Annotated in this window: 21 protein-coding genes; 7 read left to right on the top strand and 14 right to left on the bottom strand. The window is 42.1% G+C overall.

What is annotated here, in order from left to right:
* Nucleotides 1-170: 170 nt before the first annotated feature.
* The 3 genes from MHH49_RS24590 to MHH49_RS24580 form a co-directional block, all read right to left on the bottom strand.
* Complete coding sequence (locus tag MHH49_RS24590; RefSeq protein ID WP_249267770.1) at nt 171-1,142, bottom strand: glycoside hydrolase family 113; 972 nt, start codon at nt 1,140-1,142, stop codon at nt 171-173.
* Between the two features lie 110 nt (nt 1,143-1,252).
* On the bottom strand, nt 1,253-2,158 hold the full coding sequence (locus tag MHH49_RS24585; RefSeq protein WP_038571448.1) for a tyrosine-type recombinase/integrase: 906 nt from the start codon (nt 2,156-2,158) through the stop codon (nt 1,253-1,255).
* Between the two features lie 28 nt (nt 2,159-2,186).
* On the bottom strand, nt 2,187-3,089 hold the full coding sequence (locus tag MHH49_RS24580; RefSeq protein ID WP_341138567.1) for a LysR family transcriptional regulator: 903 nt from the start codon (nt 3,087-3,089) through the stop codon (nt 2,187-2,189).
* Between the two features lie 128 nt (nt 3,090-3,217).
* Here MHH49_RS24580 and MHH49_RS24575 point away from each other — a divergent pair, with 128 nt between their 5' ends.
* The 3 genes from MHH49_RS24575 (at nt 3,218) to MHH49_RS24565 (ending at nt 7,071) form a co-directional block, all read left to right on the top strand.
* The gene (locus tag MHH49_RS24575) at nt 3,218-4,420 is read left to right on the top strand and encodes an APC family permease (RefSeq protein WP_341138566.1); all 1,203 of its coding nucleotides are present in this window, start codon (nt 3,218-3,220) and stop codon (nt 4,418-4,420) included.
* A 198-nt stretch (nt 4,421-4,618) separates the two neighbouring features.
* Nucleotides 4,619-5,575 (top strand): alpha/beta hydrolase, encoded by a 957-nt coding sequence (locus MHH49_RS24570; RefSeq protein ID WP_339825579.1) that lies wholly within the window; start codon nt 4,619-4,621, stop codon nt 5,573-5,575.
* 188 nt (nt 5,576-5,763) lie between these two features.
* Nucleotides 5,764-7,071, top strand: a complete 1,308-nt coding sequence (locus tag MHH49_RS24565) for an outer membrane protein assembly factor BamB family protein (protein ID WP_341138565.1) — start codon at nt 5,764-5,766, stop codon at nt 7,069-7,071.
* A 6-nt stretch (nt 7,072-7,077) separates the two neighbouring features.
* On the opposite strand, the gene MHH49_RS24560 is transcribed toward MHH49_RS24565, so the two are convergent.
* The 5 genes from MHH49_RS24560 to MHH49_RS24540 are packed head-to-tail and all read right to left on the bottom strand — an operon-like array spanning nt 7,078 to nt 8,741.
* The gene (locus MHH49_RS24560; RefSeq protein ID WP_036687572.1) at nt 7,078-7,461 is read right to left on the bottom strand and encodes a spore germination protein GerPE; all 384 of its coding nucleotides are present in this window, start codon (nt 7,459-7,461) and stop codon (nt 7,078-7,080) included.
* A gap of 3 nt (nt 7,462-7,464) precedes the next feature.
* Nucleotides 7,465-7,641: a spore gernimation protein GerPD gene (locus tag MHH49_RS24555; RefSeq protein WP_341138564.1), complete on the bottom strand. Its 177-nt coding sequence runs from the start codon at nt 7,639-7,641 to the stop codon at nt 7,465-7,467.
* Entirely contained in the window at nt 7,619-8,233 is a 615-nt protein-coding gene (gene gerPC / locus MHH49_RS24550; RefSeq protein ID WP_036687573.1) for a spore germination protein GerPC, read from the bottom strand. The genes MHH49_RS24555 and gerPC overlap by 23 nt, the downstream gene beginning before the upstream one ends.
* A 42-nt stretch (nt 8,234-8,275) precedes the next feature.
* Nucleotides 8,276-8,503: a spore germination protein GerPB gene (locus MHH49_RS24545; protein WP_341138563.1), complete on the bottom strand. Its 228-nt coding sequence runs from the start codon at nt 8,501-8,503 to the stop codon at nt 8,276-8,278.
* Between the two features lie 13 nt (nt 8,504-8,516).
* Nucleotides 8,517-8,741: a spore germination protein gene (locus MHH49_RS24540; RefSeq protein WP_036687577.1), complete on the bottom strand. Its 225-nt coding sequence runs from the start codon at nt 8,739-8,741 to the stop codon at nt 8,517-8,519.
* A gap of 114 nt (nt 8,742-8,855) precedes the next feature.
* Here MHH49_RS24540 and MHH49_RS24535 point away from each other — a divergent pair, with 114 nt between their 5' ends.
* Entirely contained in the window at nt 8,856-9,314 is a 459-nt protein-coding gene (locus tag MHH49_RS24535; RefSeq protein WP_076099079.1) for an Hsp20/alpha crystallin family protein, read from the top strand.
* A gap of 220 nt (nt 9,315-9,534) precedes the next feature.
* On the top strand, nt 9,535-9,702 hold the full coding sequence (locus MHH49_RS24530; protein WP_169744777.1) for a hypothetical protein: 168 nt from the start codon (nt 9,535-9,537) through the stop codon (nt 9,700-9,702).
* A gap of 119 nt (nt 9,703-9,821) precedes the next feature.
* Here the strand turns inward: MHH49_RS24530 and MHH49_RS24525 are convergent, their stop codons facing one another.
* Entirely contained in the window at nt 9,822-10,727 is a 906-nt protein-coding gene (locus tag MHH49_RS24525) for a GNAT family N-acetyltransferase (protein ID WP_411830560.1), read from the bottom strand.
* A gap of 152 nt (nt 10,728-10,879) precedes the next feature.
* Between MHH49_RS24525 and MHH49_RS24520 the strand changes: the two genes are divergently transcribed.
* A complete protein-coding gene (locus tag MHH49_RS24520; protein ID WP_076317304.1) occupies nt 10,880-11,272 on the top strand; it encodes a hypothetical protein in 393 nt (130 codons plus the stop codon).
* A 79-nt stretch (nt 11,273-11,351) separates the two neighbouring features.
* Here the strand turns inward: MHH49_RS24520 and MHH49_RS24515 are convergent, their stop codons facing one another.
* The 4 genes from MHH49_RS24515 to MHH49_RS24500 form a co-directional block, all read right to left on the bottom strand.
* Entirely contained in the window at nt 11,352-11,915 is a 564-nt protein-coding gene (locus MHH49_RS24515; RefSeq protein WP_341138562.1) for a hypothetical protein, read from the bottom strand.
* Between the two features lie 477 nt (nt 11,916-12,392).
* Nucleotides 12,393-12,806 carry a VOC family protein gene (locus MHH49_RS24510; RefSeq protein WP_038571468.1) on the bottom strand — a complete coding sequence of 138 codons (414 nt, stop codon included), beginning with the start codon at nt 12,804-12,806 and terminating at the stop codon, nt 12,393-12,395.
* A gap of 34 nt (nt 12,807-12,840) precedes the next feature.
* Entirely contained in the window at nt 12,841-13,764 is a 924-nt protein-coding gene (locus tag MHH49_RS24505; protein WP_076317301.1) for a ketopantoate reductase family protein, read from the bottom strand.
* Between the two features lie 255 nt (nt 13,765-14,019).
* On the bottom strand, nt 14,020-15,792 hold the full coding sequence (locus MHH49_RS24500; RefSeq protein ID WP_341138561.1) for an ABC transporter substrate-binding protein: 1,773 nt from the start codon (nt 15,790-15,792) through the stop codon (nt 14,020-14,022).
* Between the two features lie 143 nt (nt 15,793-15,935).
* Between MHH49_RS24500 and MHH49_RS24495 the strand changes: the two genes are divergently transcribed.
* A complete protein-coding gene (locus MHH49_RS24495) occupies nt 15,936-17,180 on the top strand; it encodes an MDR family MFS transporter (protein ID WP_036687590.1) in 1,245 nt (414 codons plus the stop codon).
* A gap of 162 nt (nt 17,181-17,342) precedes the next feature.
* Here the strand turns inward: MHH49_RS24495 and MHH49_RS24490 are convergent, their stop codons facing one another.
* Complete coding sequence (locus tag MHH49_RS24490; RefSeq protein WP_341138560.1) at nt 17,343-18,299, bottom strand: helix-turn-helix transcriptional regulator; 957 nt, start codon at nt 18,297-18,299, stop codon at nt 17,343-17,345.
* Nucleotides 18,300-18,396: the final 97 nt, after the last annotated feature.

Here is an 18,396-nt window from a genome sequence, read left to right as displayed (position 1 = left end):
CCTTTTTGACTACAAAAGACACAAGAAACCGTCCTTTTTATATGTGGAGCGTTGCCTCCACTATGAAAAGGACGGTTTTTAATATAACACGAATTAACTTAGCCTGCCAATGACAAAAAGATCCTTTAGCAGGCCAGGCTCACCTGAAATTCCGGATCTTTTTTATCAATTTATTTAGTGATAGTTTGCTTATAGTATTCTTTGAGAACTTGTTCGGCTTTTTTGCCATAAATATCAAAACCACGGTCAATGGAAGCCTCTTCTAAGTCATACAATTTCGTGCTCCAATCCCACCAGAAGTAACCGGCAAACCAAGGTTCATTCCAGAATGCTTCCAGCGCTGAGCGATAGAAGTTGGCCTGTTCATCTTCTGAATATGGTAAGTCTGTGTATGTAAAGTCCCATGGCATGGTGGCACACCCATGAGCACTTCGGCAGCCAATCTCGATGAATACGAGAGGCTTGCCAAATCGCTCAGAGAGTGACTTAAGCCGCGGTTTCTGCCGCTCCCAACCAGCCAGCATATTCTCATAAGAATCTCCCGGCACTGAAGCTACCGGATAATAAGCGCTGGTTCCGATAAAATCCACCTCATCCAGCCACTCGATTCCTTCTTCTTTGCCATGATTGGCATTATAAATGATCGGCCCTGTATAAAGATTGGTGACCTCTTGAATCAATTGTCTCCATTCCGCAGTTCTAGACTCTGTGCCGACCATTTCGCAGCCGATACAGAACATCTCACATTCAAGTTCTTCCGCCAACTCTGCGTAGTGTTTAATGAAATTAGTATAAGAACGGAACCATGCTGCCCAATAAACATCTCCCTCTTCCGGAAATCCAATCCTAGCTCTCCAAATGCCATCCCTCGAATTCACTACAGGTTTAAGACAAACTTTAAGACCAAGCTGTTTTGCCAGTTGTACCGCATGTGTGAGATCACGATCAGTCACCGTGTAACCGTAATCATAATGAATTTCTGTTGAATGCACAGTGTCTTGCCATGTCCAAAAAGATAAGGCAATCCATTCACTACCTGTCTCTGCCAGCTTTCTCATCGAATCTTCTGCATATTCTGTACGGTATTCACCTCGTTTTGATCCCCAGCCATAAGTCATCCCTTTTAGAAAAACATTCTTCACGATTAGGACCTCCTATAAAACTCTTAATAACTGTTAGAATAAATCAATACCGTTATAATAACAAGTTATTTTTTGTTATCGATTTTCTAAGGAGGTTGCTTTCTTTTCAATCACAGCTGGATTTGTAATTTAGACATGGCCTCTTCCTTCTCACGACTCGTGATATGTGTGTATACGGTTGTAGTCTGGATCGAGGAGTGACCTAGCAGTTCCTGTACGGTACGCAGATCTGCCCCTTTTCTCAGCAGCATGGTTGCAAAAGAATGTCGGAGCTTATGGCTTGAATACGGGCGTCGCTGTGCTGCTGGCACATCCCTTTGGAAACGATCGAAGGTATCTGCTGCGATTTGCTGAATGCCTCGGATAGACAACCTGCGTCCTTTTTGTGAAATGAACATCGCTTCCTCTTTACTGCGCCAAGGGTCTAACCTTTCTGCTAACGCGGAGTCGAGAAAAGGCACTACATCCTCGGGAACCGGCACATTACGCCATTTACGCCCCTTCCCAAACACACGGAGGGAATGTCTTTCTACATTATAATCACTCAAATTCAGCGTGTGGACTTCCCCCACCCGAAGCCCCATATAGGACATCAACAAAAAAACTGCTAAATTACGCTTTTTGTATTTACCATCTATAGAAGATAAAAACCGCCCCAGATCACTTTCATCTAAGTAAACCGGCTCACGATTGATCTCCGTTTTGGATTTCTTAATTCCGGCTGCCGGGTTGTTCTGTAGTAGTTCCAGCTCGATCAATGACTTGAAAAAACAGTTAATCGCAGCATGCTTCCGGTTACGAGTGGCATCACTCACTCCACGTTCGCGGACAGAGGTCAAAAAGGAAATGACATGCAGCTTCTTCACTGTCTCAAGCTTTTTACCATTCAGACTGTCTAAAAACTGTTTCACATCTACTAAATAGGATTTTTGCGTATAGGGAGTGTACCCGGCATCCTTCATCCAGATGAGAAAGGCCTCCAGCCCTTCTTCGTAGTCTTCACACCACTCATTCATGCCTTAGAGCCTCCTTGTTAATGTTGATCTATATTAGACTTCTCCATTGCTCAGCATGTTTTTTTATTGCAAGTAAGAACTCCGTAAGCACGGGCGATTTCCATTTTTTATGATGATAGGCGATCTGCGTCGCCACACGCTGTGAATCATCATTCCAATTTAATCTGGCAAGTTTGCCTTCAGCCAGTTCATTTTTTACAGTAATTAATGGAAGAAAGGCAATGCCAAGATCAGCCATTACACATTGCTTTATCGCCTCGATACTCCAAAACTCTAACGTGGGGTCAGGAAATACACCGTAACTGTTCAAATGCCGTTCAAATAAAGTCCGGTAGGAACAGCCAGTTTCGGTATGAAGTATGGTCACTCCTTTTAAATGAAGGGGTTCTACCTCAGCAAGGTTTAATAAGGGATGATCTGGCGCTGCGATCAGCGTCATCGGCTCATGTACTAATGTTTCTATATTTAAATCTTTATCTTCCGTCTCAGGTTGCAATAAGAACGCTAAATCCAGTTCACCCGAACGGACAAAATCTGATAGTTCCCAGCAAGCTCCAGGCTTCAGAATAATTTGCACCTGCGGATATTTAGCACGAAACTCCTTAATAATGCCTGGTAAGCGAAAAGCAGCCAGAGATTCAGGAGCCCCAATCCGCAAAGAACCCGTTAGTTCACTATCCGAGCGTAACGCGTCCTGTGCTAAATTGTGCATTCTGGATATTTCCTGTGCGAACGGAAGCAAACGACGGCCTGCGTCGGTTAGAATAATCTTTTTACTGATCCGATCAAATAATGGCTGGCCAATTTCAGACTCTAATGCTTGGATTTGTGCAGTAATACTGGACTGTGCATAATCGAGCTTCTGTGCTGCTCTAGTAAAACTGCCCGTCTCCACTACCACTAAGAAGGTAAAAAGATGACGTGACTCCATGAATTTCCCCCTAAATGAAAATGAACCATCGGAATATCGAATGGATACTATTCAAAAATTCTGTTTTTCCAATGGATCTATTATCTGCTACTCTAGAAAAAAAGACAAGGAAAGCAGGATAAAAAAACATGAAGGAATCCGCTTCATTACTGGCGTGGGGATTTATGTCGTTGCTGATTTTGCCGATGGCCTTATCAATGGGTCTGCTCTCTGCTAAATTCCCTAACGCTGGAGGCGTGTCCCATTTTGTAACGCTTGCTTTTGGTCCAAAAGCTGGCTCACTGGTGGGATGGTTTTTTCTGATGTCCGTTCCGATTGGTGCACCTGTTGCTGCACTGACTGGAGCGGGTTATATGACAGCCGCTATGGGCTGGGACGAATCTGCGAGAATTACTATCGCCGCTATTATGCTGGTCATTGGTCTGATTACGAACTGGATTGGCATGCAGGTCGCTGGAAAGGTACAGATAGCGGTAGTAATAGCGATTGTTGCTGTGCTGGTCTTCTCCTTTGCTACTGCACTGCCCCGCATGGAAGTCGAACACTTCACTCCCTTTGTTCCACATGGATGGATGAGCATTGGCCAGGCTGCAGCAATCTTATTCTGGTGTTTTATTGGCTGGGAAGCTGTCTCACACCTATCTGAGGAGTTCAAGGACCCACAGCGTGCCGCCGTTAAAGGGGTCACCATCGCCGCTATTATAGTAGGGATTCTATATTTTCTCTCCGCACTAGCAACTGTTGGTACACAAAGCTACCTCAAAGGTGGAGCAAGCACATCACTCGTCTGGATTATTAGTCAGCCTCTTGGGCGCTGGGGAGGATTTATCGCCGGACTTACCGGTCTGTTCATCTGTACAGCCACAATTATTGCCTATGCAGGAGCTGCCTCACGTGTGGCTTATGCTTTATCGCGCCAAGGCTCCGCACCGAAATGGATGGGTAAAATATCCAAACTATACCATACCCCTATCGGTGGCATAGCTTTTCTTCTGCTCTGTTTTGTAACAGTGATGACACTGTATGGCAGCGGGTCCATCTCCATCACCACTCTGATCCAGTTTCCGAACGCTACTTTTATCCTAACCTATATCGGAGGTTGTGCCGCAGGGATACGCCTGCTCAAAGGAAGTCGCTTAGGTGTGACGATAAGCTGGATTTCTTTTTTAGCAACAGCTGCTGTGTTTCCTTTTACGGGTTGGGCGATAGGCTATCCGCTGCTCATCACTTTGGTGTTCGTTTGGATTATCCGTAATAAAAGTAAACAGAGGATAAGTGTCACTGAGGAAATTAGTCGTGGAATGCATGAGAAACAACAAAAGGTGTTGTAAGGCTCTAACTGCGTTTGAACCTCTCCCAAAGGAATAGTTACACTGGTGTCCGAAACCGTGCTCAATAGGCGATAAATGTGCAAATAGTGTCAAATCTCTAACTAGTCGTAAACTGGCATTCGTTTCAGCAGCTGCTTAGATGGTTATGGAATGAAGAGGGTATACTAGACTATGACCAGTCAAAGGAGACGATAAATCATGCCAAACAAAACTAAGATCATTCTTGAGCCAGCAGCTCAAAAATTTGCCGATGATAATGCGAAACCTCCCTTTCTACCTGACCTTGGGCCAGAAAAAGGTCGTGAAACGGTAGATAGCGTACAATCCAGTGATATATATAAACCGGAAGTTGATATTGAAGATCTAATGGTGCCAGGTGGACCTAACGGTGATGTTTCCATACGAATCGTTCGTCCCCCAAGCTCCTCATCAGCATCGTTGCCTGTTATCCTGTACATTCATGGCGCAGGCTGGGTGTTTGGGAATGCCCATACCCATGATCGCTTGATCCGTGAACTAGCTGTCGGAGCGGAGGCCGCTATTGTTTTCCCAAATTACAGCCTCTCCCCAGAAGCTAAATATCCTACAGCTATTGAAGAAATCTACGCTGTACTCCAGTGGACAGCTGAAAAAGGAAGCGAGCACGGATTAGATACTAGCAAGCTTTCTATAGCCGGAGACAGCGTCGGTGGGAATATGGCAGCTGCTATTACTCTCATGGCGAAAGAACGGAGTGGACCGAAGATAGCGAAACAACTACTATTCTATCCGGTAACGGATGCCTCGTTTGATACTGAATCCTATCATGAGTTCGCCGAAGGTTATTTCTTGCAGCGGGACGGCATGAAATGGTTCTGGGATCAGTATACCACTGACCCTGAGGAACGAAATCAAATCACTGCCTCTCCTCTTCGGGCTAACCTAGAGCAGCTACGGGATTTACCAGATGCACTGGTTATTACTGGTGAAGCAGATGTGCTACGGGATGAAGGTGAAGCTTATGCCGCCAAATTGCGGGAAGCTGGCGTGAATGTTACGGCTGTCCGCTTCCAAGGCATCATTCATGATTTTGTCATGCTGAATCCTTTAGCCGAGACTCATGCTAAAAAAGGAGCTATCAAGTTAGCGACTACATGGCTTCGTGAAGGTTTCTAAACAAATCAACTGTTGACATATTCTTTTACTAGGCGAATTGGTTCTCACAAGAATTGTGTGCGAAACTGATTCGTCTTTTCTTGTTAACATAATATTTATTATGTTAACAAGTGTATTTTTACAATTGAGAAACAAATATCCATTCCCTGCGTCAATATATTATAAATGATCTATAAGGAGCTAAAATCGTGAAATATGTACCGTTTATCCTAAAGACCGTTATATCTTCCTCCTTGCTCGTATCTGGTGTATATTTGCCTGGTGCTCAAGCAGCAGTAACAACCCCTGCCTCCTCTTCAACAACCGTCGACTCTATCACCACAATTAAACCCTTATGGCACGACAAGGCAGATGGTCAAGGGATTTATAGCCAACAGGCCCCTACTGCAAATGGATTATTCTATTATTCATCAGGCGGGACACTAAAGGCCGCCGATCTCAGTACAGGCAAAGTTAAATGGTCCTACAAAAACGGAACAAATCCTGAGATTATAACGAATAACTCGGTTTTCTTTATCACTTATGAGGGTTATCTTGTAAAAGTTAATGCCCAAACGGGGAAATTGCTTTGGAAGGTTAAGGCTGCCAAAGATCCGATTGAAATCGGTGCTTTCGCGGAGTTAGTTAACGGAGTGTTGTACTTCCGGAACGAGCATGGTGGAATTGCAGCTTATCACCCGGTTACTGGTAAAAAAATCTGGGAGAATAAAGACATCCCTATGTATGTAGGAAGTATCGACGGCCTATATAACGGGGTATTGGTAGTATCCAGTACTGTTGATAATAGGCGTACACAGTTTTTCGGGCTCGATCCGGCTACAGGCAAGAGGTTATGGAGAATTCAGGGATTTTATAGCTTTGTTGCTTACCGGGATGGTGAATTATTACTCCGCGAACAAGCAAATGCTGCAAATAATGCCTCTAACGAGCCTCTTAAAGGCTATCAGTTGACCTTGGTACATGTTGATGTTAAAACTGGAAAAGCGAAGACCAAAAAGAACTATAAACCGCTCGAAGATGTCAGTAGACTCGGTAATTATTTTACATCACTTCAAGGCTCGTATCTATATACAGTCGATGGAGGTTTAGACCAATGGGGGGGGCATCCACTATACCGCTTTACCTTAGGTCAAGAAACAGCGAGTGAACCCAAAAGTTATGAGGAGTACGGAAATTGGGTGGCTGGTCCAGTAAATAACATGGCTTTTTTCCAAAAGGATGCACAGATCACTGCCGTTCAAATGAACGATAATCGCATTATTAACTTCAACGGGCCGGACAGTCCTGCGTTAAGCGTTCAATCTATGGGTAAGGGGCTATACGCCGGCTATGAGAACGGATATTTCTTTATCATAAATGCAGAAACAGGAAAAGCGCTTGGCAAAGTAAAAACTGGAGCACAACAATACGGCAAACTATTCAGTGCGAATGGTATTCTCTACATCCAGACGGAGCACAATATATTCGCAATTTCTCTGCCAAAAGAATTAAAATAGTTGTTGTTACTCCTTATCTTTTGCAGCCACTTCTCGTTTAAACTCAATGGTTCGACTCTCCAGATGAACTGACCCGCTGTTTCCAATCTGGAAGGTCGTGCCAGACCCAATCGATAGAATTTTGATATATTGTATATTAATTGTTGATTCCGCGGAATCCTTTAATATCACAAATTCATCCACTTCATTCCCTTGGTTTGTCCATACAGGGATAGGAATGTCTATAAGTGTAGTATCTTTCGTGCGATTATTAATCTCCTTTATGTTAAAAAGGTAATTCTCCTTGCTTCCCAGGAATTTAGATTGAACCCGGCCTACAGATCCACATATAAAAATAGAACTGTCAGACAGATTGTTGATATAGACATCTTGTATGCGTGAGGTGTGCATAGGTTAACTGCCTTTTTTGACTTGATCTGGAGCGCTGTGAGTATATTCTATTACGCTGTCAAACGCCGAGGAGCAATGAATGGATTGAGTATCCCCTACTAAAAATACTGATGAACCCGAGATCGAAACGACTTTCACTGTATTGACACTAATATCTCTATTGATCACCGTTATCTTCATTCGTCTCCCGCCTTCCGGTTATATTTATTTCCAAATGCCGCTCTACTGCCATAACGATATCTCGTTTGATTTGCTCTACAATAGAAGCGCATTCCTCATCAGTGTATCCACGCCCTTCTTCTGTGGCTGGGAGTTGGCTTACATACTCGTTAATCCGTCCATCCATCTGATTCAGCAGATCCTGAGTCACCATTTGGATATATTGCTCATCAATGCTTAAATTCTTCTCTTTTTCTAAACGTGAAAATTGCGAGGGAACCTCTTCTTGCACATACTTCAGAATCTGTGGGCGAATCTGATCCGATAAGGCAGTTGTACCTACCTCCTGCTCTCCAATAGGTTTACCGTTGATCATCGCTTCATCCAGATTGTTCCCCTCATTCGGTGTAATGCCTATATTTAAAGTGCCTTCCAGCTTTTCGATTTTTAATTGTTCAAAATGATAATTAATAGGACCTATACTTGCAGATTTATTGTTCTTTATGCTATCTACATCGCCTTGCAAATCTCGAAGTTGCTTCTCTAGCTGTTGGATCTTCTCCGCTTGCAATCTTAGTGTATTAAAAACCTGCTGAGCATAATACGGATGCATACAACCCCCTCCTATGGTTTATTGTATGCGGGGACAAAGAGCCTAATTCAGTTGTGTATATAGTTCTGCCGCTGGCGGCAAGGACACAAGGGGTGAATCCATTTTTTCCGCTAGAGGTGTTGAAGGCGATGATGGTGCTCCAGAGGTCTCATAATTATGAGACAAAGAATTGATACGTCCCGATGTACCAATCTGAAGTACCGAGGAATTAGAGATAGTGCCGATTTTTAGATTATAGATCGATATGCATTGATATACCGTAATGTTCATTTAAACCCCACCCTTAAGGAGGTGATACTTGATCCACCACATCTGAATCCATCGTATTTGTACTGCTGGCCGCATTATTCGTTATATTCGTACCTATGGAGTCACCTATGGAGAAGGAGTTGGCACCGGCATAAATTTTAGAGTTGCTGCTCAGGATAACGGATGCCGTATTTCCTACTAAGACTGTGGAGCTGGGGCCTACGCTATTGATTTTAATATTGCCGATGATTGAAACCACCAAACCACTCCTCCTTTCGGAATGATAAGCTATTCTATGTAGATATTCGCCCAGATGTCACTGAATAAGTCAAACGCCCATACAATGGATAAAAACCGTAGGAGGCGCAGAGCTATGAGTCCCAATAAGACGAACCCTTTAGATTGGATGAATGAAGATCCTTTTTTTAAGAAAAAGTTATCCTTGAAAGCTCTTGAAGAGCAGTGGAAGTTGGATCCTAACCAAATTGACGGGTATGTCGAAAAAGTCATCCGAGAAGCAACTGCAGCGACCTCCTCTTCATTTATGAACGAAACCTCAAGTTTAAGCTTTGAGCATATCGACACTCATAATCACCTGATTACCAAAATTCGTATTCCGAGCGGAATCCACCCCGAAAGTATATGGGCACAAATCAATCGCACACAAATTAAATTAACAGGTTTAGGAAAAGATCATAGCGAGATTATTCAGCTGCCAGTTCCCGTCATTCCAGATCAAAGCAGAGGCACTTATAAGCAAGGTTCTCTGCAATTCAGAATGCCTAAAATGTCATCGGGAAGATTCAAAGATATCGACATCCGTTATTTATAAAATATCCCTTTAAAATCCACCTGTTTTACTCGTCCAAGTGCCCCATTCCCCCTAAAAAAACGCCTTAAAATCAAAACAGCGTATAATTTAAGTTATACGCTGTTTTTTGAGAGTGTTTTTCAGCCCTTTTTCTTCTGATTTTCTATTCTTTTCACTCTTCGAACTTTAAGTTCCTCTTGGTCATAAGATGGAGTATTAAGAGTAAAGGTGGGGTCAAATCATGTCTAAAAACAAACGCGGCAAAGCACTTTGGCGCATTCCCTCCCGTGCCAGAGGAACATGTCCGATCTGTGGCAGCACACGTATTAAGCTGTTGTACTTCGGGAAAGGCATTTCAGGTGAAAAACTTAACGTATGTAAGAAATGTGATGGAAAGCAAAAGGCATGAAAGCATTTAGCAGATGATTCACAGAGCGGATTACCAAATAAAGTGCGACCTTAACTTCGAACCTAGGCTCGATAAAAAAGCTATCGCACTTGCTTGGTAATCCTTCACTCCAATAACTTTTATAGCTCAATCCGATATCGTCTTTCCTCATTTGTTAGAATAAATCCCACTGATTCATATAGCCGTAATGCTGAATCATTTTCCGTAAGCACCATCAGGCATGCCTCTTCCAGTCCGTGGGTTCTAAAATAGTTCAATGCTTGAAAAAGCATGTACTTAGCAATTCCGGATCTTCTCCATGGTTCAAGTACAAATACATTTTCGATATAGCCGCCCTTCTCTTCCTGCCAGACCATTAAGCTACCCGCAACCTTCTCCCCTTCTCGAACAACAAGTGATGTCCAGAGCGGATTTTGTTTGAATTCAGCTAACCGTTCTTTCCCTAGCGGAGTTTCCGGCCAAATCTCAGCTTCTAATTCCAAATAATGCTCGTCTTCTTCAGGCGTCTCCATATTCCAGGTTGCGAATTCAAGTTCCTTAGCCAGAGTGGGTTCGGACAAACCATCACTTAGATTGTGTTTCATCTTAAATAAGCTATTATAATGAGAGAAGCCCTTCACTTTTTCGAAAAATTGAGTATTCAAGACCTCTGCCGAATCGTTCCCTATACAAAGAGTGGTTTTGTAATCCTTTGATAAAGTTTCTTTTAATTCAAGGGCTCTTAATAAGAGTGACTGATACACTTTTTCTAATAAATCAAAATCACTTTCACGTTCTGGTATTGTTTTTAAGTTCAGGTAGATCGAATGTCTGCTATCCTTGGAACGGTCGGGCGGCACAATATTGATGATGCTCACTTGGCCTTTGGCCACCATTTTACCGTCCTCGAAAGCGCAATATACATTTTCCCAATTTTCCTCATTACCAACCCACCAAAAAACAACATTCCCCTTTGTAGATACCGAGTTATAAAGTTCCCCAAGTAATGGCATGTCACCTTGTTCAAAATGACGAATAGTAGTCAATGCAAAACCCCTTTTCAAATCATTAATATGGAATATATTTATAATAACATGCATGTCCACGCTACATTTGGTAATTAATTGTTATAAATAACTTCTCCTTGATGTAACATTTTTTAAGTAAACCCTGTCTTACTTATATAGGGGGACAAAAGATGAGAAAACGATTTTTTATAGGGATTACGATATTTCTGATTGCTTGTGGAGTTGTTCTTGGCGTAGGGACGATATCAAATCTTCTGAGTCCGTTTAAAAGCTTCTCAGTCATCGTAGATAATCAATCTGATGTTGATATTAGCTCTATCGAAGTAGGATTAATTCGTTCGGATTCAAAGAAATCGTATACAAGTCCAATAAAAGCAGGACAAAAGAAAAAATTCAAACCAAAATTGAGTCTAAATGGTGAAGGTGCTATATATCTTCGATACACCAAATCTAACGGACAGTCTAAAGAACAAACCGTGTGCGGTTATACCGAATATTTATCAGGTCATTCCAAAGTCACGATTACTAATGAAAGCACAACCGTTGTTCAGCAATGTAATTAAGTCCAATCTTCCAAAAAGAGGACGTAAACCCTTTCAGGTTCACTTCCTCTTTTCAGTTATGTACTTTTAGATTCGACTCCTAACCGGAAACCCTCGAGATCATATAATAGTCGTTGAATGACACCAGCGTATCGCCCTCAATTTTTGCATAACCACTATTTAATAGTGCTATAACTCTTTTCTCAGCGCTAGGAATCGCCTTCGTAATCATCGCATCAACCCCAAAACAATCATAGAACTCCCTCTCAATCAAAGAGAGGATCTCATTAAGGTTACCTTCATTCTCCAGCCTTGAGATCAGATCGATTCTTAGGACACCAACTACTCCTACCCCTTCAACGCCCTCATTTCTCGCAAAAAATTCAATAGTGCCAACAGCCTTACCACTATTCTTCTCTACGATACTAAAGCGAATGTAACCATGTCCTTCATATTCATCCAGCCAAAATCGAATACACCGATTCATCTCTTCTATCGTTTGAAAGTTAAAATCGTTATTACAGTTATCGCTATTGAACAACGGAATGGAATCAGCATCTGAATAGCATTCTAATAAATCAGCAGCATCTAATTCTTGAACCAGTCTATATACGAACCTTTCACTTTCAAACACTGGACATACTTGATATGGATTAAAGGACACCCTACATTCCTCCTTTACTCTAATGGGAGACAAGTATTCGAAAATAGATAACAAGCCGCCATTAAAGCGACTTGCTAATCAAATAAGATTTAGTTTTTAAGTTGCCGCAGCAGTTATATAGGGATGGTTGTCCCTCAATTGAAAGAGAAGATTATAAATGAGCTGAAGGTTCACTTATCTAGCGCTTTAGGAGATCTCTACCCAGATAACGTGAAAAGCTTTTATGTACCGATCATCGCACAAATGATCCATGAGGGTGTCTATCAATGGGTAACAGGAAATAATACTATAAATCAACAAGAAGTCGCCGAGAGAATTTCAACATTAGTCATAAGCGGGCTTCAATCGTGAGTTAAAATCAGAAGAGTCCTCAGACCTTTCCGCTGCCTGACACTAAGGGGCCGAGTTCGTCATTTATAGTCGACCTCGGCCCCTTGTGATACAGCGTATTATCTGTCTGTGCAACACATCAATCGTTTACACATTCCCCAGAAGATTTAATTGCCAAGACACGCCAAATTGATCCGCCACCCAGCCAAATTTCGAACTGAATGGATATTCACCTAGTGGCATGAGCACCTGTCCACCCTGGGATAATGCTTCATAAACGCGGTCAATTTCAGCTTCACTTTCACAATTCACATATAAGGATACCGCTGGAGTAAAGGTGAATCCATGCTTCACGTAGCTATCTATACACATAAAAACTTGTCCATGTAATGAAAAAGTAGCCTGCATGACACTCCCTTCAGGGCCTGCTTCATTTGCTCCATAACGTTTAATACTGATGATTTCGGAGTGATCAAATAAAGAAGTATAGAAATTCATAGCTTCTTCAGCCTTCCCTTCGAACATTAGAAAAGTCATTATCTTTTGATTCAGTTCCTTCATAATCGTCCAGCTCCTTACAGTCATTTTATAGAGATCATCTCATATCATTAACGCTTTCGTAAACTTTCAAACGGGCATATGCGGTTTCGAGAATGGGATACGCAACTTGACCAGGTACAGCCATCGCCAAAAGTGCACCATGCAGATGCTCAGCTTCCACTGGCAGATGTTTAAGCATATCCCTATGCATAGAGGAGGTGAATTCGGGCAGGACCGAATCCATCTTTTGCATCGTGACCGACACCATATCTGGTCCAACAGGCATACCTGCACTTTGCGCTATCCTCACGATCTCATTCAGAAGCTGCTCATAAATAGCACGAGCTGTAGGTGAGGCTAAAATAGGTCCAACCGAGCTATCCATTAAAGTTGTAATCCCGCTTAAACTAGCTACGAATATATATTTCTGCCACACTTCGCGTTGAATATCAGAACTTAATATCACAGTGAATCCTGCTTTATCCAAATGGCTGAGAAGTTTCTGCATCCGTTCTGACTCCCCACCCGCCCATTCACCAAACACAATACTATGGAAAGAACTACTTTGTATGATAGCTCCATTCGAATCTAACGTTGTTTCGATATAACAAAGACCACCCAATACCTTTTCTGCTCCAAAATGCTGCTGCAAAATACCAAAATGTTTATACCCATTAAGGAGCGGGAGAATCATAGTATGTTCACCGACGAAAGGGGTTAGATCCATCATCACCTGAGGCAAATGATAGGCCTTCACTGCAATAATAATACAGTCAAAAGGCTCTGCCTTCTCCCCGTATGTAATCGTACGAACGGGAGTCTGAAAGTCACCATGCACACTTTTTATTGCCAGACCCTCATCTTCTAACTGCTTTTGTTTAGTAGAACGGACTAGAAAAGTTACATCTTCCCCTTTTTGAACTAGACGCCCTCCAAAATAACCACCAATAGCTCCTGCACCCACGAATAGAAAACGCATGTAAGTCTCCCCTTTTTTCACCTTATTTTAAACAAATAAAAAGACCGCTTAGCTTATCCGCTAAACAGGTCCGAATGGCAAAAAAAGAGTCAAGTATCGACCGTTCTTTTGTCTCGGTCCATACGGATCTGAGCAAAATCCAACGAGTTCACCTCCATGGCTACAATTAAATTACTATTCATAAATCTGATCCAACTAGAGCACCATTCGATTCTATCGATACAGCCTCCCTGGAAAGTATAACAAAAGAAAACCTTAAAGCCTATTTTTAATCCATAACTTGGAGATGTCCAAAAACCCGAAGGAACCGGTGTGCAGACCAAACAAGCTTTGATTTAGCTGAGCTTTTTTATTCATATGACAGCCATGCAGCACCCAATAATTGTCTCGTAAAATTCCCTCCGTTTGATTCAGCAGCTTCACCCGTTCATCCTTTGGAGATTCTGTGAAAGGACCTAACACCTTTGAAAACAATGAAATCTGGTCCTCTCTAAGCAAAGAAAATAAATAATTAGATTTATTATTAAAGTAGTTAATCATTCCCCATTGCCAATCGTCTTCTAAAACCTCTTCAGCAAGCTGGATCTCGGCTGTTGTCTGTATATGATCTGCTTTAAACTCATTGAAAAAGTATAATTTAATTTGCAAACCAACGGAGGCAGCGCGTGTTTGGAGCCATAACGCTTCTTCTCGTTCTTCTTTTTTATCCTTAGTTGCTAAAGTAATGACTTCTCCCTGATACCCATTTTCCGCTAAAAGCGCTCGGGCATGTTCCAAAGTTGGATCTACAAGCTCTCTCTTACTGCTCTCCCATGGCAAAAAGCTATCTGCTGGAGTGATACGATTGCCACCCAACTCTTTTATTAAAGCCGTTCGACTGTAAAGGATACGGATCACTTGACGAAACCATAGCTGCTGATGAATTCCCTCTCTATGAAAATTAAACAGAATATATCTACAGCCTAAGGCCGGGTAATCTATACTGTGATTGCTGATGATATCAGGTAAAAGTTCTCCATGTTCAGGATCTGGCAGCTGGTATTGGCGTTCATTAGAAGCCTCTTTTGGCAAATACCAAATCTCAACACGATCCAGGAGCGGCCGAATTCCGAAATAAAAATCAAAAGCTGCGAGCACCAATACATCCTCATTCAGATCCATTAAACGGTAAGGACCTGTACCGATCACTTCACTAGTGATGTCTATATCGTATGGGAGTATGGACATGTGAATGCAACTAAACAGATGCAGAAAAAAGAGATTTGGACGAGACAGATCAAACCGGATTCGATGATCTCCTTCAACCTCTACTCGTTCGATATCCTTATAAAGGTTCACCGCAGGGCTATTCAAGTCAATAAGCCGTTGTAGCGTCTCTTTTACATCTCTCGAGGTCATAATTCTTCCGTGATGAAAGCGTACCCCCTTGCGGAGGTAGAAAATATAACTTGTATGCTCCTCATTAGCTTCCCACATATGGGCCAAACCAGGAAGAAAGGCATCGGTCGTTGCTTCATAAGTAACTAGTGTGCTATAGATCTGACCCAGCAAATAGGATTCAAAAGCGGTGTATACATAAGCAGGGTCCAGTACTTCCTTATGCCGGTTACGGGTAATCCGCAGGACGTCCAGCCCTGAGGTTGACTCTGCTTCACTACGAAAACCCATCTGTTTATTTAACATCGTTAACAATCGTTCCTTTAAGGGTCCGGTCACCTGATCGCTGCTCATCAATTCGATAGCTTCTTTTATCTTGCCTTTACTGACTAACTCCTGAAAGCTATCCTCGAACACCTCATCAATACTTTTTAAAAAAGTAAGTTGAGAGATATGCCCCCTGCCTCTGCCCGGCTGCCATAGAATATATTCCTGCTCTTCCAGTTTCCGCAGAACGAATTTAACATTGCGTGGAGTGCAAATTAGGATCGAAGCCAATAAATCTATCGTCACAGGAACAGGTTCATTCACTTTGAACGAACTAGTAACGCCTGCTGCTAAACATAAAAAATGATTACTTATCTGGTCCAAATGGTTCACTCCTTTAAAGGTGAAACGGTCAATGTATTTCTTACACTTTTCCTTCCCCCTTTTATCATTATAATTATACATAAATCAACAAGGAATATGCAGTAACAATATTAGAGCAATAAGACTAGGAGATCGTAATCATTATGAAACAGCATCTAAGGCACATTCACCCTCTAGCCTGGACAATTATCATCGGCACCATGTTCGGACGTCTGGTGACCTCGATGAGCATCCCATTCTTATCCATCTATCTGACCCAAGTTCTCGGAGCTTCCCCGACACAAACAGGGATTACGGTCGCGGTTAGCTCGCTGGCAGGCGTATTGGCTAGTTTCTATGGCGGTTATATTTCTGATATTGTTGGCCGCAAAATCGTGATGTTAATCTCGGTATTTGGCTGGGCAGCCGTCTTCTTCGGATTCTCAGTGGCTCAGCATCTATGGGTATTTTTCTTGGTAAACACCCTAAATGGCTTATGTCGATCAGTATTCGAGCCTACTTCACGGGCACTTTTGTCCGATATTACACCACCCGAGAGCAAGCTGCTTGTCTTTAATCTTAGATATGCAGCAATTAATCTTGGTGTAGTATTTGGTCCGATCATTGGGCTACAGCTCGGCTCTGCGGAATCAACTTTTCCTTTTCTAATCGCCGGAATCGTATATGTTGCATACGGAATTGTATTATTCATGCAATTTAAGGCACATCGTTCAAGCATGCCCGCCCGTACACAAGCTCAAGCACCACGTTTACTCGAAGCTTTGACAATCACAGGAAAAGACCGTGTGTTCCTGCCAGTATTGCTGGGTACAATCTTTTGTGTGTTAGGATACGGTCACTTCGGCTCAACAATGGCTCAATATTTAGCGATGAACACGCATTTCACCAATGGGGGGCAATTGTTCTCCTATATGCTTTCACTGAATGCTATAACCGTGTTAGTAGTGCAGTATCCCATTGTACGTACGGCAAGTAAATTTCCACCGATTGTCCCTTTAATACTTGGGAATATCTGCGTTGCACTTAGTCTTCTCTTAGTGGGGCTTGCTGGTGGTGTGGCTCTACTAATGATCAGTGTAGTTCTGTTCACTATAGGGGAAGTCTTACTCTTTACGATGATGGATATGTTAATCGATCGGATTGCCAAACCTGAAATGAAAGGGACGTACTTTGGTACGATTGGCTTTAATAATTTAGGGAGTGTTATGGCACCTATCTTCGGTGGGGTGTTGTTAGACCATTATGGCGCTCAGAATGGCCTTGCGATCTTTGTGCCGTTGGCTTTAACAACAGCTTTTGGTCTTCCTTTTCTTCTCGTAGCGCACAAAAGACTTGTTGCCAGAGAGAAATTAACACTTGGTATTAAAAATAGAGCAATAAAAGGATGATTTTCCAATTCAATACGTTGTTTATTGGATCATCCTCATCTCGGTTAACATAATCATTATTATGTAAACAAATTATATGAATTAATTCTTTTATCAGAAAAGAGGGACCGTATCTTTGCAGAATATGCAATAGCTACGGTCTCTTTTACATAGAAAAAACGGTTAATCATATATTCCCTGAAGAAAACTCAGCTGGCCTTTTACATATTGCCTTAGCTCTAAGGGCTCCATGATTTCGGAATGACCTATTATGCACCAGACATTAGCACATGCACTTTCATAACCAAACATATTCACCTTTAAAATGAATGCATCCCCTTCTTCTCTCATTTCCATGATCTCTAGCTGAGATAAAGAAGACATTGTTCTCTTATCAGCTCTGATCACAACAGGATAGACCTCTTCTTCTTTACACGCTTGCTTAAAAACCAGTCCCTGCTGCTTCCAGTGTTCTTCTAATGAAAAATCCATAGGTATAGAGTACTCTTCTTCCACAAGCTGCGTAGAGACAATTCGCTCACATTTAAACGTTCGGATTTGATTAGCTTCTTCACAGTAGGCTATAAGATACCATTCCTCTTTTTTCACCACAAGACCATAGGGCTGTAATTTCCTGCACGATACTTCTCCGTTAACCTTTTGGTACTTAACCTGTAGTTTCTGAGATCGCCAAACGGCTGTCCGGATAGATTCCAGACAGGGGATTTCTATTCGTTCTGTCCACCATGGTGTGTCATCGAAATAAAAGCGCTTTTGCGCTTTCTGAATGTCAGGTTGATAGGATGCGGGCAATGTTTTTTCTAATTTCAACAGCGTCGTCTTCAGCTTAAGACCAGATTCAGAATGTCCCCCAGAATAGATGCCCATACCTGTTAAATATAGATTGATTACATCTTCACCATGTAACTGCTTCAGGTTAACTGTATATCCCTCCATTAAAGAGATACCACCATTCGGCCCCGACATAGACAACAAAGGAATTCCAGCTTCAGCTAGTACATCAATATCTCTATAGATTGAACGTACAGAAGTCTCCAAGGCTTGAGCTAGTTCATTGGCCTTCATTTTCCCTCTCGACTCCACTAATAATAAAATAGCAATCAAACGATGCAAGCGCATGGGAACCTCCGAGCTTTTCTTTTTTATCAAGTATACTTCAAAATTCTTGCCATGATGTTGTCAACAATAAGAGGTTATGATTAGTTCATTACATAAA

Origin of the sequence: Paenibacillus sp. FSL F4-0122 (assembly GCF_038002845.1) — a bacterium.
Taxonomy (GTDB): domain Bacteria; phylum Bacillota; class Bacilli; order Paenibacillales; family Paenibacillaceae; genus Paenibacillus_AQ; species Paenibacillus_AQ odorifer.
The sequence above is the reverse complement of the archived record's forward strand: the minus strand, read 5'-3'. Positions and strand labels throughout refer to the sequence as shown.

Coding starts and splice junctions, on each gene's coding strand:
- MHH49_RS24585 (WP_038571448.1), bottom strand. CDS start 2,158: ATGAATGAGTGGTGTGAAGACTACGAAGAAGGGCTGGAGGCCTTTCTC.
- MHH49_RS24580 (WP_341138567.1), bottom strand. CDS start 3,089: ATGGAGTCACGTCATCTTTTTACCTTCTTAGTGGTAGTGGAGACGGGC.
- MHH49_RS24575 (WP_341138566.1), top strand. CDS start 3,218: ATGAAGGAATCCGCTTCATTACTGGCGTGGGGATTTATGTCGTTGCTG.
- MHH49_RS24570 (WP_339825579.1), top strand. CDS start 4,619: ATGCCAAACAAAACTAAGATCATTCTTGAGCCAGCAGCTCAAAAATTT.
- MHH49_RS24560 (WP_036687572.1), bottom strand. CDS start 7,461: ATGCACACCTCACGCATACAAGATGTCTATATCAACAATCTGTCTGAC.
- MHH49_RS24555 (WP_341138564.1), bottom strand. CDS start 7,641: ATGAAGATAACGGTGATCAATAGAGATATTAGTGTCAATACAGTGAAA.
- gerPC (WP_036687573.1), bottom strand. CDS start 8,233: ATGCATCCGTATTATGCTCAGCAGGTTTTTAATACACTAAGATTGCAA.
- MHH49_RS24545 (WP_341138563.1), bottom strand. CDS start 8,503: ATGAACATTACGGTATATCAATGCATATCGATCTATAATCTAAAAATC.
- MHH49_RS24535 (WP_076099079.1), top strand. CDS start 8,856: ATGAGTCCCAATAAGACGAACCCTTTAGATTGGATGAATGAAGATCCT.
- MHH49_RS24530 (WP_169744777.1), top strand. CDS start 9,535: ATGTCTAAAAACAAACGCGGCAAAGCACTTTGGCGCATTCCCTCCCGT.
- MHH49_RS24520 (WP_076317304.1), top strand. CDS start 10,880: ATGAGAAAACGATTTTTTATAGGGATTACGATATTTCTGATTGCTTGT.
- MHH49_RS24510 (WP_038571468.1), bottom strand. CDS start 12,806: ATGAAGGAACTGAATCAAAAGATAATGACTTTTCTAATGTTCGAAGGG.
- MHH49_RS24505 (WP_076317301.1), bottom strand. CDS start 13,764: ATGCGTTTTCTATTCGTGGGTGCAGGAGCTATTGGTGGTTATTTTGGA.
- MHH49_RS24495 (WP_036687590.1), top strand. CDS start 15,936: ATGAAACAGCATCTAAGGCACATTCACCCTCTAGCCTGGACAATTATC.
- MHH49_RS24490 (WP_341138560.1), bottom strand. CDS start 18,299: ATGCGCTTGCATCGTTTGATTGCTATTTTATTATTAGTGGAGTCGAGA.